Consider the following 13,565-nt stretch of genomic DNA (forward strand, 5'->3'; position numbering starts at 1 on the left):
AGGCCGAAGTCGGCGCCGTCGTCGTCGAGGCCGAAGTGCTGGGCCGCCCAGGTCTGGAACTCCTCCATGCGGTCGAGCAGCTCGCTGGCGCGCTTCATCAGCTCCGGGTCCTGGCGGGCCCAGTCGGGGAACCAGAACGGGATGTCGGCCAGGCGTACGTAGCGGAGGGACTCCTGTGAGATGGCCACGCCGGGCCGGTGTCGCACGAGCTCGTGGGTGAGCACGCGGGAGACGTTGTGCAGCACGAAGCTGAAGCTGATGTGCTCCAGCACGCTGCCGTGGGAGCTCGCCAGGATGTTGCGCAGGTAGGCGTCCTGGTCCGTCCGGATGCGGTTGACGTTCGGGTTCAGGCCGGGCTCGAAGGAGCGGTAGCAGAGGCGGCCGGCGAACTCGGCGAGGTCCTGCGGGGTGAGCTGGTCGCGGTCAAGGCGTTCGAGCCAGGACTCGCCGCCGACCTCGTGGAGGTAGCGGGCGAGCTCGTCGAAGTCGAGCTGGGGGCGGGCGACGAGGAACACCTCGGGCTCAACGTGACGCGTCATCGTTCCTCCAGTCGCTTCATGCCGCCGTTCTCGTGGTCCAGGACGTACCTGATGAGCCCCGTGGTGCGCCTGCCTTCGGGGCTGCCCGGGATGACCGTGATCCAGCCCGGTTCCTCGTCGTCCTCGTGTCCTTCGGCTGCGTCGCGGGCGATCTGCTCGGCCTCGGCGATCGCCATGCGGGCCATGGCCCGCTCGGACATGCGTTGCTCCCAGCCGTCGTCGTTCACGGTCGCTCTTCCCATGGGTCGGCGTCCCGGCTGGCCCACTTCGCCATGTTCATCGCCACGCGCTGCCAGGTCTCTTGGCTCGACTCACCGCGCTCTGCGGCAAGGGTTGCGTTCAGGTAGGAGATGAGCTCCAGGCAGGCCCGCATCGCCGCGAACTGATGGGGGTCTGGGATGGACTTGCCGCCGTCGTAGATGAAGTTCTTGACCTCGGCGGCCGCCATGTCGAAGCGGCGCTCGGGTTCGACGTGCATGGTGCTGAGCAGCGCCAGGAGATCGAGTCGTTTCTGGTTGACGAGGGCGCGGTCTTTCTCAGAGTCGGAGGTGCTGGCGTCGAGGATGGCCCACGCGCGTGCCCGGGGTGACCTGTTGATCAGCCAGCGAGCGATCTTGTTGAACATCTTGTCGACGGGGTTGGTCATGCCCATCCTTCCTGCCAGCCGGACCAGTGCCGGTAGCCGAACGCCTGGACGGTGGCGCGAAGCAACCTGATCAGCTCGCCCACGCCCCTTCCCCTCATCTTCAGAACATCGCCGCAGGCCATCCCGCCTCCTGCTCGCACCACGTGGCGCCGCAGCCAAGGCAGTGCCTCCGCGGACCCCGCTCCTCCATGGACGTGGTGTCGATCGTGGTCTCGTGCGCGCAGCTGAGGAACCCGGCCGGGAGCTGGGCGCCGCAGGTCGGGCAGAGGGCGGCGAGGATCTGCCCTGTGACGACGGACTCGACGGGCACGGCTGCCGGGTGGCTGCAGCTCACGGCAGCCATTCGTCGCTCCGGTAGTCCGGGTGCCAGTCGTAGGCGGCGGCCTCCAGGCGGAGGAGGTGCTCGGCCTGGGCGTGCTCTTCCACGGCGAGGTGGTGGCCGGCGAGGACGAATTCGAGGTACTTGAGGCGGGCTCGCTTGGCCTGGAGGTCGCGCTCGGCTTGGTACCAGCCAGGTTCGTCGGCGTCCTGCGCCTCGAGCATGGCACGGCGAGCATCATCGTGACGAGCGTGGAGGAATGCGATCAGGTCATCCATCGCGGGACTCCTTCTCACTCAGTAATTCGTTGATGTTGTCAGCGATCTCTCGGTAGATCCACTCAACAGGAATCTGCTGGGGCGGCGTTTGGTGCCCGTTCCGATTCCTGGTGAGCTCTCGCAGCCGTTCATTTGCTTCCTCCGCCGAAAGTCGTTGTTCGGCAATCCCGGTGTAGCGCCTCAGCAGAGAGGCATAGCGGTCAGGGATTACGAGCAACTGGGCGTTGAAACGGGCCATGTAGGGGGCCATGCGCTTCTCAGTGAGGTACTCCGCAAACAGTCGGATGAGGGCTTGCAGTTGATCTATCAGGAAGTCCCGTTGGTCACGTGCACGCTGGGCGTCGAGCTGGCGCTGGAGGCGTTCATCGGCCGCTTGTCGCTCCTGCAGGAGGCGCTGGTCGGCAGCTGCCCTCTCTTCGAGCAGACGCCGGTCCGCATCTGCCCGCTCTTCGAGCAGGCGTCGATCGGCGTCTGCCCGATCTTCTTCCCGTTGCCTGTTCGCTTCGGTTTGGTCGGCCTTGCGCTGCGCACTGGTGATGATCCATCCGGCGACGGCGATGGCCAGAGCGAGCACTGCGGCGGCGACGGTCCCCCACCCCTGTAGTTGGTCGGTGAAGGACGGACTGGCCGGCGTCACTGGCGGCATCGTCGCGTTGTCGATCAGCGGGTTGACTACCGTCGAGACGGGGTTGGGTGTGGGCGTCATCGGTCCTCTGGGGGCTGTCCGTCAGTCGTCGGGGATCTGGTCCCAGTCGGGGTGCTGGGTGCGCAGGTGTTCTCGGGCCTGGCGCACGGTCTCGTCGGCCCGGTCGATCACGCGTTCGCCGCAGGCGCAGCGGAAGGTGACGACGCCGGTCGGCTCGCACTCCACGAACCAGCTGTCGGAGGGGCGTTCGCGTTCGTGCGCGATCAGCTCCCACAGCGGCGGCCCGTCGGGGCCGAACACCGTCAGCGTGTTACGACTCATCCGCGGCCGCCTCGTCGTAGGCGAGCAGCAGCTGCGCGAGCTCGCGCCGCTCGGCCGGGGACAGGCGAACCGGCCACATGGCGGGCAGCAGCCAGACGTCGTCCGAGCGGGGACAGGGGACGACGTCGACCGGGGAGCGAGGAGGGGATGGGAGCACGATGAGCCCATTCTCCCGTGCGAGGGCCAGTCATGCCCGGTTATCCACGCCGGAGGTGTGTCCGGTCGCGCCGCACCCCGGCCGGTCCTCGTGGCCGGCGCACCGCCAGGCGCCGGGCAGCGCCTCCCGCCACGGGTCGAACGCGGGGAGCGTCCGGCTGCCGACGGCGACCTCGGTCCTGCCTGAGCGGCCGACGGTGACGTGCTGGACGCGGATGCGGCCTCCGCACGCCGGGCAGGTCGGCCACGGTAGGTCGGGCCACTCGGCTTCGGTGAGGGGCCGGTTGTACGGGGCGCGGAAGATCAGCCGGTAGGTGTCCGGGTCGATGCGGATGGGGTCGACCACGGGCAGGGTGCCGGCGGTGCGGGTCTCGCCGTCGTCGCGTGGGCGCGGGGTGAGTGGCCGGTGCTGAACGGCGGCGGGCGGGGGGCCGGCGGCGAGGCGCGCGGCCTCGGCGGCTTCGGCCTGCTCGCGTTCATGCTGGTCGTGCTCATCCTGGTAGAGGACGTTTCCGCAGGCGCCGCAGGCGTAGTAGTGGCGTTCGTCGTCCCACGACACCCTGCGCTCGCCGCACGTCGGCCGAGGGCACCGGATCGGGGACGAGGGGCTCGTCCGGTCGTCCTTGGTGAGGTGCCGGAGGACCCGTTCCCAACGATAAATCGTGCGCGGGAGCTGCAGGAAGTCGGGGTGGGCGAGCATGTCGGCCAGGTGGTCGGCGAGCCAGCCGATGGTGCGGGATCGGGGGTGCGAGCCTCGGGGGCCGCGCTGGGCGGGTGGGCGGGAGGCGTAGCCGCGCAGCTGCCGCCATTCGTCCTCCGCGTCGAGGAGGTCGCCGAGCATGCGGTCGAGAATGTCGGCCACCGGGGACACGCTGGACGTGGTCTTGGAGCCGGACACCTTGCCGTCGGCGGTGCCGAGGCCGCGGTGCCCGTCGCTGGTGGCGGCGAGTTGGGCGGCCTGGGTGTCGAGCTCGAGGAGGGAGCGGCGGGCGGCGGCGACGTCGCGGGCGCAGAACAGGGGGTTGCCGGGGTACCAGCGGAGGTCGGGCACGGTGGGTTCGGCCGGCGGGTCGCCCTTCTGGCCGTTGCGGTACCAGGTGTCGGTGGCGTCGGCGTGGTCTTCGAGTGCGCGCTGGTAGGCCGCGAGCGTAGTCCGGTTCCTGTGGTTGCATGCGCCGTGGCAGGCACCATCTGGTGTGAACTGCTCTGTGGTGATCACGTGGTGGCCTCCCCGAGTCTGTAACCTTGGGTCGGCTGATTGCGAACGGTTCTTGGCGGTCCCTCGTGTGGCGCGGGGGGGCCGCCGACTTGTTCCACGCTATGTGATCTAGGAGCAAGCCGGGGCAGCCTCGATGGTGTCATTCCGGAAGCTGCGAGGAAGTCCTGCAACTCACGGTGATGGAACTGGTAGACGATTCCGAGTACAGGGATCAACCCGGCCTCGTAGCCCATCACCAGATTTGCCGTCCTGCCCAAGCGACAGATCGACAGCCAAGACGATTGGGACTTGGCGACGCCGTGCCCGGACCGTACCGCGGTCCGCCGCTGGTCGCGGACGGACTCCAGGACCTCGGCCTGCTTGGACCAGACGAACTGGCGGAGCCGTCGGCGCACCCAGCCGACCGGGTCCCGGCCGAACCGGCGGGTGCGCTCGGCGACCCGCTTCCGGTCGACCGCGGACTTGAGCTGCCGGTGCACCTGGCGGAGGCGGCGGGTGTCGCCGGCGCGGACGAGCTCGTCGACGGAGGCGGCGATGCGGGCGAGGTCAGGCGTCCGGGTCGCCGTCGTCGCCCTGGTCTTCGTCGACGAGCTCGTGGTCGTCATCTTCGTCGTCCCCGCCGGCGAGCGCAGCGATGAGGGTCATGATGTCCTCGCCGATCTGCTGGGCGTCCACGCTGACGCGCTGGGGGGCGTCCAGGCCGAGCAGCCGGGCGCGGCGTTCCTGAATCTTCAGTAGCCGGTCGATCACCTGAAGGACCGGGGCGTCATCGATGAGCGGAGCGCCCTCCCAGATGACGACGGTGCCCTTGTCGACAACCAGGTGCTTGGCGAGCATCACCGTGCGGGCGCGTCGGGCGAGCTCGTCGAGGCGGAGGAGCTCGAGCTGCCGCACTTCGTCGGCGGGCTCCTGGACGATGTCCCGGAGCGCGCGCTGGACGGCCTCGTACGCCTGACCCTTCGATGACAGGCCGAGCTCGTCGGCGATCTGCTGGTACGTCAGGCCTTGGGCGCGGAGCTCGCACGCCTCGGCGTCCCGGCGGGCGACTTCGGGGTCGCGGTCGTAGCGGCCGTTACCGGCCCGGACGTCGGACACGGTCACCCCCTAAAGCAGCTCCTCGCACCGCCGAGCCGGGCCCGTTGAGGCCCGCTCGTGCAGCGATATCAGGCCGCGGGCTCCTCACGGAGCTGGAGCTTCGTCATGCGGGCCCATGATCTCCAGCGTGCGTGATGCATCCCGCATCAACTCATGGTCACGTCCCGGGACGAACGCGACCACCTGCGGGCGTGTCGGCGTGGGGCGACAAGAATGACGGGGTATCGCCCACGAGGTAATCGGCTACTTAGAGAAAGGTGGGCGATGCGAAACCTCACACGCTTGGGCGGCATAACCGTTTCGGCGGCGTTCCTGTCGATTGCCGTGCAGTCCGCCGCTTCCGCTCAGGACTTCGCCGACGTGGGACCGGCGACCCCAGCCCACATGCAGGCGGCAGCCCCGCCACCCATGCGGCAGGCGGCCCCGCCGCCCATGCGGCAGGCGGCCCCGCCCGTAACGAGGCGACGGGACGGCGGGCTCGACACCACCATCAACCCTCTCGACCCTTTCGGCCTCAGGCGCCGTGTCCCGGTCAGTCCCTCGTCGCGGTACGGGCAGGAGCCGCGGGAAGCCGTTGAGGATCAGGAGCCGCGGGAAGCCGTTGGGGATATGGACAATTTCGACCCCTTCCGCTGGGGATGGAGAGGGGCTCTGTTGCACGATTGGGAGGAGTACAGGCGGGATATCGAGCTTGGCATGGACTTCATGGACATGATCGGAGTGTGGCCGCACCACGGATGGGAGGAACCCACCGACAACGGACGGTAAGAAGCGACCTCCTCAGCGCCGCCACCAGCCCGCCCGAGTCCGTCGTGCGCGGCCAGGGAATATCGCCCACCAGCACGAGCCGCTCCGTACCGCGGTGGCGGTGCGGAGCGGCACGGTGGGGGCCGTAGGTACCTGACGGACTCGGTGCCGCTTAAGCGGACATGAGCGGGGCGAGCGCGGGTTCCGCCGCCGGGAGGTGATGAGGTGTGAGGCCTACTTCTCCAGCTGACGAGGGTTGGTGAGAGCGGCTCTCTCTCTGGTTATCTCGACACGGGCGACCTTCTGGAAGGCGTCGAGAAGGTCATCTATCCGATCGAGTTTCTTTGTCACGTCCTCGGCGGTGAATGCAGCATGGTTCCGCCCTCGGGCAAAGGTCGATAAACCTGATCGCAAGGCCGGTTGCGTAGAAGCGGCCGGTGAGGCTGGCCAGGGCGAAGAGGTCGGGTCTGGTGCCCAGCCGCGGTACGGCGCCGGACCCTGCTTCTGGTGACCCTGCAGGTTCCGGGCCGAATCTGACCGCCCACGACCGCCGGCGGTATGTGTTATGTGTCATTGTCCGGGTCGAAACCATATTGAGTCTTGCCAGTCCGAAGACACCGGCCGACTGTGAATCCTAGGTCGGACGCGTCGAGTGGGGAGACGGGTGCCCGGATGACGAGTGAAGTGACGCGTTTCGTGGTCGCCAGGGCACCACAACGGGCACATGCCGAGCCCAAAAGGCGGCCTCCCCTCAAGTTGGAGGTCTGGCTCGCAAACTCTAACTACCTGAAAGCCCTGATGGAGGCGGACCCAGAGGACCGAGGGGACGTATTCGCTGATCAGCTCGCGGTTCTGCTCAATAACCCGACCAAGTTCGAGTCGACCGATCTTCCTCTGAAGCGGCAGATCGACGTGCTCGACGAGTGGTTGATTGCGAATGAAGATCGCGTATCGCCAAAGAATCTGCGCGAAAGGATCACGAAAGCGTTCCCTGGAGACGTACTCCAGCGAGAGCTCTTCGCAGCTGAGCATCCGTTCACGCAGGCGGCACGTGCGTGGGCAGAGTTGCTTGTTGCTGCGGGGCAATTCGAGGCAGATGCTCAGGTTCAACAGGCGGTCTACCGTGCGACGCGGATACTTGGGCTGGTTGAACTGCTTCTGAAGGCACCGCAGAGCATCGCCGGCGCAGACGACGTCCTGTGGGCGCTACGCGACAGGCTCGTTCTATACCCCGACAAAATCTTCATCCCACTCCGTAGCGCGCTGGCCCGTAAGCCTGGGTGGGCGGATCTTTACGTGGTTCGGGAGGAGTGGAACCGGTACGTACCGGGGGAGATTGCCCACATCGAAAACGTGATGGCTCACGAGTTTCGTGAGCGTGTGCTGACTCGCACTGACGAGAGCGAGCTCACCGTCACAAATGAGACCGACGTTTCTCGAACGCAGGAGCTCGACGCGCAGAGCACAAGCCGGTTCGACCTAAGCGCCGAATCCCGCGGCGAGACTAAACTGGCTGCTCACGTCGAGGGACAAGTCGATACCTCTGGTCAGTACGGACCCACCCACTTGGACACCCACATCGGTGGCAGCCTCGACTACTCCGCGGAACAGTCGCAGCGGCAGGCCGTGCAACAGGCGCGCGAGATCGTGGCAAGGGCTGTTAATCGAGTTGAGGAGCGGACCCGTGAGCAACGGGTTTCCCGCACACTGACCCGGATCGAGGATCGTAATACCCATCGCATCGACAACGCAGAGGGAGGGGCTGCGGCGGGCGTCTATCGGTGGGTCGACAAGATCGTACGGCTCCGGACGTACAAGTACCCGCACCGGTTCCTCTTGGAGTTTGAGGTTCCCGAGCCCGGCGCTTACCTGCGTTGGCTGGAACATCGCCATAGTGAACAAGGTTTCCATACGACAGCGCCCGTGCCGTTCACTTCCAATGGCAAGAGCGAGAGCGAGAGTAATCCCGCTCTTCTCCCAACCGACATCTCCGAAAGCCCTACGTCACCCACGTACTACCTGCGGCTGGCCGCCCGCTGGCATGCCCTCGGAATCACTCCTCCACCATCTAAGTCCGTTACCGTCAGTGGATGGTTGAATGTGCCTGCGGGTGATCCGGGTCAAGACAAGACCGCGGTTGACCTATGGATCACACCGATGGAAGGTTCGGCGCCCGGGACTGGTACTGCGGGAGCACCAGAGGGCGCGCCTGTGCACGTCCCTGAGGGGTACCAGGCTGCTGACCGGTGGGACGGGTGGGTCAGTACGTGGGACCAGGCTGATGCCATAACCCCAGCGTGGAACACCGGTCCAGACAAAAAGAACAGCTACGACTTTATGCCACCCGCGGCCTTCATCACCGTGGGCGACAGCCAGAACGACCCAGCCGAACCCCACAACGTAGTTATCCCCAAAGGCGCAAGAGGAGCATTTTCCGTAAAAATCGGCGGGAAACTAGATGGACGACGCACTGGAATTCTTCCAATAACCGTCCTGTCGGCGAACTTCGGCCTCATGTCGGTTCAAGTCAGGGTTCAATGTGACCGCCTCCCTGACCGGCTGCTCACATGGCAGCTTGAGACCTATGCGAAGCTACAAGCCGCCTACTTCGAGCTGCTACATGCACACGAGGACGAGCGAGCCGCCCGCCAGGTCCAGGCGGCCATCGACATCAAGGGCCGCTCTCCGGGAGAAAATGAGCGGATGATGCGCGAGGAACTGAAGCGCCAGGTGCTCGAGTTATTAGCAGGAAAGCGGTTCGCCGGCACTGATTTTCTGGACTTCGACGCGAATGAACGGCCACATACCAAGATCGCGGAGTCGCGGCAGGGCGCTGCGCTTATCCAGTTCCTGGAACAGGCCTTTGAGTGGGAGAACTTGACGTTTGTCATGTACCCCTACTTCTGGGCTTCCGCCGACCGGTGGGACGACCTGCAGGGAATCACATCCCCGGACCCAAATTACGCCCGGTTTCTTCGGGCCGGCTCAGCCCGCGTCGTTCTGGCCGCCCGCCCCGGCTTTGCTTGCACCGTCTTGTACTACTTAGCAACAGGCAAGCCCTGGCATGGCAGATCGGCACCGATCCCTGGCCATAAGGAGTATGTCTCGGTGGCCCAAGAGATCGCAGCCCAGACCGGAGCGCCCGATGACGGGACGCCGGTGGGCGACACTTGGGAAGTCAGGCTACCAACGACTCTCGTTTGGCTCGACTCCGACTCGTCTCTTCCGAAACGCAACACAGACTCCACTTTCCCTGCCCCACCCCCCGCCAAGTAGGGGAGTCTATATGCCCATCCTTCCGGCAGCCGTCGTGGCAATTCTGACCGAATTAGCGGCTGCAACCGCCGTCACTGGCTCAGCGGCCGACTTGGTCTCCTTGGGCTTCACAATTTCCGACCATATGCGCGGCCAGGACGGACTTCAGTGGGACACATACATATTCAAGATGGATACACCCGCCAGCGATCCTGATGATTTGTCGCCATCGGCTTCCGCCCGCACAAAAAGAGGAACCGGTGGTAAGAGTGCAGCGACTCCGCAAGCCCGAAAGCCCAGTCTATTGACTGCAGACCCCACCTGGGCCGTGCCGATTCTGGAAATCAGGGCAGACACAGCAATAGCGAAGTTTGTACTTGAACGCTACCTGGTCGACTACCCCGATGGCGGAACAACTCAAATCTGGATCGCCCGTCTTGACAATTTGGATGGGTTCGACAGCGGAGCAGGCACTCAAGCCGAAGTCGCATTCACCGGAGTTGAAGTAGAACACGGCCACCTACTAAACATGCGCGGATGGGTAAATAAATGGCTGGGCCCCTTCTTTCACTTTTCTCTCACTATCTTCATCCGCGCAATGCCGGTCTCCACACTCGATAATCCCGTAATTCCTATCAAGTCTGAAGACGTCCTTAGCGCTGTGGCTGATATCACGAAAACCAGTAACGGCTTTCTTATCAAGTGCTAGTTGCCAACCTGCCCGCAGAACTTTGCGCCGGCCGAGTGAGCCGGGGGCTGGTGAACGAGAGCCTTTCGCGCTGACGTCCGCCAAACTCCTGACTTCATGTCTGCGGAGAGCGCTCCCCGGCGTCGGTATCAGCTCTCGCTTCCCATGGTGACGGCGGCGATTTGTTGCGGCACGATTGCGGACAGCCAGCCTGGCCACGCGGCGCGCACCGTCGTGTCCAGGACGGCAGCGAGGGGCTCCGCGCCGTGCCGGCCGGCGGTCTCCTCGACAAGCTGCAAGACGGCGAGGAGGAGGGCGTCGGCGGTGCGGCGGATCACCTCCGCGAGCATCACGCCCTGCTGCTCGGCCAACCTGACCTGCTGCTCGGCGATGCCCATGTCGTGCGCCGTCTTCGCGAACCTGACGACGCGGTCGCGCTCCTGGCCCTCCAGGACGGTGAGCGCGCGGGCGGCCTCGCCGGTGACGTAGATCCCGATGTCCTTGACGGCGCCGCGGGTGGGGCCGATCAGCCCGCGGCCGTGCCCCAGCTCCGGGTCCCCGCCGAGGCCTCCCCCGCCGGCGCCGACCTCTTCGTCGGCCTGGGCGTCGGCGAACTGCCGCTCCAACAGGCCCGCGTACAGGTGGGCACGCAACCAGGACATCTGCAGCATGCCGAGCACGGCCTCGGTGTGCGAGATCACCGACTGCCCAGACAGCGCGGACCAGGCGGTGGCCGCCTCACCCCTCGCCTTGGCCACGCTCGTCGGCACCCCAGAGTGGTTCACGCAGGCCGCTGTGCCGCGGATCGCGAAGGCGTGGCATCGCTGCTCGGTGCGCTTGGACTTCTTCGAGCACTCCCAGCGGCCGTGTTCGTCGCACCAGATGGCGCCGGCGTGACGCATCAGGTGGTCGTATCCCATGGGGTCGGTCACTACGGCGGGTCTCCTCGGGTGTGGCTTGGCGGGGCTGTGATCGTTTTTGCGGGTTTCAGGGTCCGGTGACACCGGCCGAGGGGCGTGCGCCCGGCTGTGTGGCGGTCAGGGGCGCGCGTGGGGCGTTTGAGGCGGAGGAGCCGTGGGGGGTTGCGGCGTTGATCGCGCGGGCGGCTGCGAGGGGGTGGCCGGTGGCGATCTCGTCGATGTCGTTGCCTATGCCGTGCGCGGCGTGCTTCTCGGCGTCGGAGGCGACCTCGAGGAGCCATAGGGCGAGCGGGCCGCGGGCCGTGAGCACGCGGACGATCAGCGCGGCGAGGGTCTCGTCTCCGATGTCGATGGTTTCGCAGGCGCCGCAGGCCTCGTCGGGGCGGAAGTCGTGCTGGGCGTAGCAGAAGGCGAGGGTGTCCATGCGGTCGTCGGGGTCGCGGACGACTCGGACGTTGGCGGATAGGCGGAACGGGAGGATCTCGGCCAGGTGGGCGGCGGCGGTTCGGAGTTCGTCGACGGCGGTCATGGCGCTCCGTTCGTGATGCGGGGGCGGTGGAGGTGGACGATGTAGGGCTGGCCGCATCCGGAGAGGCGGTAGCGGGCGCCGTAGGTGGGGGCGTGGTGGTGGACGTCGCCGCAGAACGGGCAGCAGACGAGGGCGTGCTGGTGGGAGCCGGTCAGCGTGCGGGTGCCTTCGACGAGCAGCGCGGTGACGTGGGTGGTGACGAGGCACACTTCGACGCGGTCGGGTTGGCGGGTGTGGGTGCAGATGACGGCGCATCGGGGGTGGCAGAGGCCTCGGCCTTCGGGTTTGCCGCAGGTGAGGCAGGCGGGTTCGCACTCCTCGGCCTGGGCTTCCTTGGTGCGGCGGGGGCGTGGGGTGTGCGTCAGGGCGCGGGCGCGCTTCCGCCACGGCGCCGGCGCGGGGGCGGGTGTGTCGAGGTCGAACAGGCCCGGCTGGTCAGCGAGGAGCGTCACGCGGCACGCTCCGCGGTCAGCTCAACGACGGCGGCCGGCTCACCCACGCGGAAAACCTGGGCGGTCGTGGCGTGGATCTGCACGTGCCACACGGCGGAGAGGTCGTGGCCGGCGGCGGTCAGCCAGGCGGTGATGCGGGCGCGGCCGCCGGTGGTGCGCCAGTCGGCCTCGCCGAGCTCGTGAAGGGTGAGCGTCCGGGGATGGGTCTTCGCGCACTTGCGGCAGAGGCGGTCGGCCCATTCGCGGCGGTCCTTGCGGCAGCTGCGGCACTTGGTTGTGCGGGTCACTGGTCACCGCCGGGTGCTGCGGCGAGGCCTTGGGCGGTGCGGGTGCGGCGGGCGTCGACGATGACGTCGGGGTCGGGGCGGAGCGGCGGCCGCCATCCGGGGGCGGCGACGTGGTTGGCGACGATACGGATGGCGAGGTCGTCGAGGAGGTGGGCTTGGACGTAGGGGCGGAGTTCGGCGGCGATGGCCTTGCGGAGGTCGCGCCATGCCGGGCCGACCTCGGGCTTGGTGGTGGTCACGGGTTCCTCCTGGTGGGCAGGTGGAGGGCGTCGGTCCCGGTCTGGTCGGGGGTGTGGCTGAGGTGGTCGAGGACGCGTTCGAGGTCGGCCTGGTCGGCTTCCGTCCACGGCCTGTCGCCGGTCGGCTCGGCTGTGCAGGGGGCGCATTCGGGGGTGCCGTGCGGGCGGCAGGCGTCGCCGCGTGCGACGTCGCGGCTGAGGCGGCGCAGGACCTCGCGCAGTTCGGGGATGTGCTGGTGTTCGGCGTAGCGGTTTTCGGTGGCGACGAGGGCGGCGTAGCGCTGGATGGCGTCCCGTCCGAATCCGGCGGCGAGGGCGCGCTGGGCCATGGGGACGAGGTGTCGCGTTTTCACCCATCCGGGCGCGTCGCGGTAGCGGCGGATGGTCGCGATGACAGATCGCGCGGTGAGTGAAGTTACGGGTTGCGCCGGAGGCGCCTGCGTCGCGCGCGCAGTACGGTCCGTCAGCTCGCCTACGGCGAGAACCAGGGGCTTCGAACTCTCTGACGTACTCCCTAACGCACTCTCTACGTACTCCACCGCAATGGTTGCGGTCGAACTCCGCATTGGTTGCGGTTCAAAGCTGCAATGGTTGCGGTCAAAATCCGCAACGGTTGCGGTCGAACGCGGCTCGATTTCGGAGTTATCCACAGGGTTAGACCGCAGTGGTTGCGGTTCAACAGGCTCCTTTGACCGCAACGGTTGCGGTTCAACAGGTGGGTCAACAGGGTCGTTCAACCGCAACTGTTGCGGTCCATCGCGGTGGTACTTGCACGGCCCGACCCCCGGTGTGTCCGTCCCCCAGCCCGTCCGCCGGGTGCACGTCCCCTCCTTCGACGTCGGCCGCCCGCACAGCGCCTCCGCGTCGTCCGGCCCGCCGAGAACGTCCTCATATGGCCACGCGAGCCGGTACAGGTTCGGGTGCCGCCGCCGCCTTATGACGACAACCCAGCCCTCGCCCTCAAGGTCTTCCAGCGCCGGTTCGACGGTCCTGTCGGACAGGCCGAGGTCGTCAGCGAGTGCTTTGAAGCCGGGGTTGGCCTCCTTGCGATCCCTGCCGACGGTGTGCACGTACAGCCGCTGCGCCACGTTGACGCGCGAGGACTCCATGCCCCGGCGCTTGTAGATCAGCAGCACCCAGAGCAGGCCGCGGTTCAGTTTGAGCTGGTCGGGGCTGACGTAGGCCTTCACCCATGCAGGGGGTTCGGCCTCGTCGATGGCCACGCCGCG

18 protein-coding genes are annotated in these 13,565 nt (G+C 66.8%); 2 read left to right on the forward strand and 16 right to left on the reverse strand.

Going from position 1 to position 13,565, the window contains the following annotated elements; genetic code table 11:
- From Mco01_RS36625 to Mco01_RS36670, 10 genes are all read right to left on the reverse strand, one after another.
- Positions 1 to 539 (reverse strand): FAD-dependent thymidylate synthase (locus Mco01_RS36625; RefSeq protein ID WP_204061407.1); only part of this gene is annotated, 539 nt, incomplete at its 3' end.
- Entirely contained in the window at positions 536 to 766 is a 231-nt protein-coding gene (locus tag Mco01_RS36630) for a hypothetical protein (protein ID WP_204061408.1), read from the reverse strand. The genes Mco01_RS36625 and Mco01_RS36630, both read right to left, overlap by 4 nt.
- On the reverse strand, positions 763 to 1,185 hold the full coding sequence (locus Mco01_RS36635; RefSeq protein WP_204061409.1) for a hypothetical protein: 423 nt from the start codon (positions 1,183 to 1,185) through the stop codon (positions 763 to 765). Before Mco01_RS36635 ends, Mco01_RS36630 begins: the two co-directional genes overlap by 4 nt.
- 100 nt (positions 1,186 to 1,285) lie before the next feature.
- Positions 1,286 to 1,528, reverse strand: coding sequence for a hypothetical protein (locus Mco01_RS36640; RefSeq protein WP_204061410.1), 243 nt, complete (start codon positions 1,526 to 1,528; stop codon positions 1,286 to 1,288).
- Complete coding sequence (locus tag Mco01_RS36645; protein ID WP_204061411.1) at positions 1,516 to 1,782, reverse strand: hypothetical protein; 267 nt, start codon at positions 1,780 to 1,782, stop codon at positions 1,516 to 1,518. The genes Mco01_RS36640 and Mco01_RS36645 overlap by 13 nt, the downstream gene beginning before the upstream one ends.
- Positions 1,775 to 2,488: a hypothetical protein gene (locus Mco01_RS36650; protein WP_204061412.1), complete on the reverse strand. Its 714-nt coding sequence runs from the start codon at positions 2,486 to 2,488 to the stop codon at positions 1,775 to 1,777. Before Mco01_RS36650 ends, Mco01_RS36645 begins: the two co-directional genes overlap by 8 nt.
- 21 nt (positions 2,489 to 2,509) lie before the next feature.
- Positions 2,510 to 2,749, reverse strand: a complete 240-nt coding sequence (locus Mco01_RS36655) for a hypothetical protein (protein WP_204061413.1) — start codon at positions 2,747 to 2,749, stop codon at positions 2,510 to 2,512.
- Positions 2,739 to 2,906 carry a hypothetical protein gene (locus Mco01_RS36660; protein WP_204061414.1) on the reverse strand — a complete coding sequence of 56 codons (168 nt, stop codon included), beginning with the start codon at positions 2,904 to 2,906 and terminating at the stop codon, positions 2,739 to 2,741. The genes Mco01_RS36655 and Mco01_RS36660 overlap by 11 nt, the downstream gene beginning before the upstream one ends.
- Positions 2,907 to 2,936: 30 nt before the next feature.
- The gene (locus Mco01_RS36665; RefSeq protein WP_204061415.1) at positions 2,937 to 4,124 is read right to left on the reverse strand and encodes a hypothetical protein; all 1,188 of its coding nucleotides are present in this window, start codon (positions 4,122 to 4,124) and stop codon (positions 2,937 to 2,939) included.
- 546 nt (positions 4,125 to 4,670) lie between these two features.
- On the reverse strand, positions 4,671 to 5,225 hold the full coding sequence (locus Mco01_RS36670; RefSeq protein WP_204061416.1) for a hypothetical protein: 555 nt from the start codon (positions 5,223 to 5,225) through the stop codon (positions 4,671 to 4,673).
- Between the two features lie 1,413 nt (positions 5,226 to 6,638).
- On the opposite strand from Mco01_RS36670, the gene Mco01_RS36675 reads away from it, so the two are divergent.
- Both Mco01_RS36675 and Mco01_RS36680 read left to right on the forward strand, forming a co-directional pair.
- Positions 6,639 to 9,242, forward strand: coding sequence for a hypothetical protein (locus Mco01_RS36675; RefSeq protein ID WP_204061417.1), 2,604 nt, complete (start codon positions 6,639 to 6,641; stop codon positions 9,240 to 9,242).
- Positions 9,243 to 9,252: 10 nt separating this feature from the next.
- Entirely contained in the window at positions 9,253 to 9,930 is a 678-nt protein-coding gene (locus Mco01_RS36680; protein ID WP_204061418.1) for a hypothetical protein, read from the forward strand.
- A 128-nt stretch (positions 9,931 to 10,058) separates the two neighbouring features.
- Here Mco01_RS36680 and Mco01_RS36685 read toward each other — a convergent pair whose 3' ends face one another.
- Genes Mco01_RS36685 through Mco01_RS36710 form a run of 6 tightly spaced genes read right to left on the reverse strand, consistent with a single transcriptional unit; the run spans position 10,059 to position 13,559 of the window.
- Complete coding sequence (locus Mco01_RS36685; RefSeq protein WP_204061419.1) at positions 10,059 to 10,841, reverse strand: hypothetical protein; 783 nt, start codon at positions 10,839 to 10,841, stop codon at positions 10,059 to 10,061.
- 55 nt (positions 10,842 to 10,896) lie between these two features.
- Positions 10,897 to 11,358 carry a hypothetical protein gene (locus Mco01_RS36690; protein WP_204061420.1) on the reverse strand — a complete coding sequence of 154 codons (462 nt, stop codon included), beginning with the start codon at positions 11,356 to 11,358 and terminating at the stop codon, positions 10,897 to 10,899.
- Complete coding sequence (locus Mco01_RS36695) at positions 11,355 to 11,810, reverse strand: hypothetical protein (protein WP_204061421.1); 456 nt, start codon at positions 11,808 to 11,810, stop codon at positions 11,355 to 11,357. Before Mco01_RS36695 ends, Mco01_RS36690 begins: the two co-directional genes overlap by 4 nt.
- Positions 11,807 to 12,097: a hypothetical protein gene (locus Mco01_RS36700; RefSeq protein WP_204061422.1), complete on the reverse strand. Its 291-nt coding sequence runs from the start codon at positions 12,095 to 12,097 to the stop codon at positions 11,807 to 11,809. The genes Mco01_RS36695 and Mco01_RS36700 overlap by 4 nt, the downstream gene beginning before the upstream one ends.
- A complete protein-coding gene (locus Mco01_RS36705; protein WP_204061423.1) occupies positions 12,094 to 12,336 on the reverse strand; it encodes a hypothetical protein in 243 nt (80 codons plus the stop codon). The genes Mco01_RS36700 and Mco01_RS36705 overlap by 4 nt, the downstream gene beginning before the upstream one ends.
- Positions 12,333 to 13,559, reverse strand: a complete 1,227-nt coding sequence (locus Mco01_RS36710; RefSeq protein WP_204061424.1) for a hypothetical protein — start codon at positions 13,557 to 13,559, stop codon at positions 12,333 to 12,335. Before Mco01_RS36710 ends, Mco01_RS36705 begins: the two co-directional genes overlap by 4 nt.
- Between the last annotated feature and the right edge of the window lie 6 nt (positions 13,560 to 13,565).

The organism is Microbispora corallina, assembly GCF_016863035.1.
Classification (GTDB): Bacteria; Actinomycetota; Actinomycetes; order Streptosporangiales; family Streptosporangiaceae; genus Microbispora; species Microbispora corallina.

What these genes read in the sequence shown, in the direction of transcription:
- Mco01_RS36655 (WP_204061413.1), bottom strand. Translation starts at nt 2,749, where the DNA reads ATGAGTCGTAACACGCTGACGGTGTTCGGCCCCGACGGGCCGCCGCTG.
- Mco01_RS36640 (WP_204061410.1), bottom strand. Translation starts at nt 1,528, where the DNA reads ATGGCTGCCGTGAGCTGCAGCCACCCGGCAGCCGTGCCCGTCGAGTCC.
- Mco01_RS36690 (WP_204061420.1), bottom strand. Translation starts at nt 11,358, where the DNA reads ATGACCGCCGTCGACGAACTCCGAACCGCCGCCGCCCACCTGGCCGAG.
- Mco01_RS36635 (WP_204061409.1), bottom strand. Translation starts at nt 1,185, where the DNA reads ATGACCAACCCCGTCGACAAGATGTTCAACAAGATCGCTCGCTGGCTG.
- Mco01_RS36650 (WP_204061412.1), bottom strand. Translation starts at nt 2,488, where the DNA reads ATGACGCCCACACCCAACCCCGTCTCGACGGTAGTCAACCCGCTGATC.
- Mco01_RS36680 (WP_204061418.1), top strand. Translation starts at nt 9,253, where the DNA reads ATGCCCATCCTTCCGGCAGCCGTCGTGGCAATTCTGACCGAATTAGCG.
- Mco01_RS36675 (WP_204061417.1), top strand. Translation starts at nt 6,639, where the DNA reads ATGACGAGTGAAGTGACGCGTTTCGTGGTCGCCAGGGCACCACAACGG.
- Mco01_RS36645 (WP_204061411.1), bottom strand. Translation starts at nt 1,782, where the DNA reads ATGGATGACCTGATCGCATTCCTCCACGCTCGTCACGATGATGCTCGC.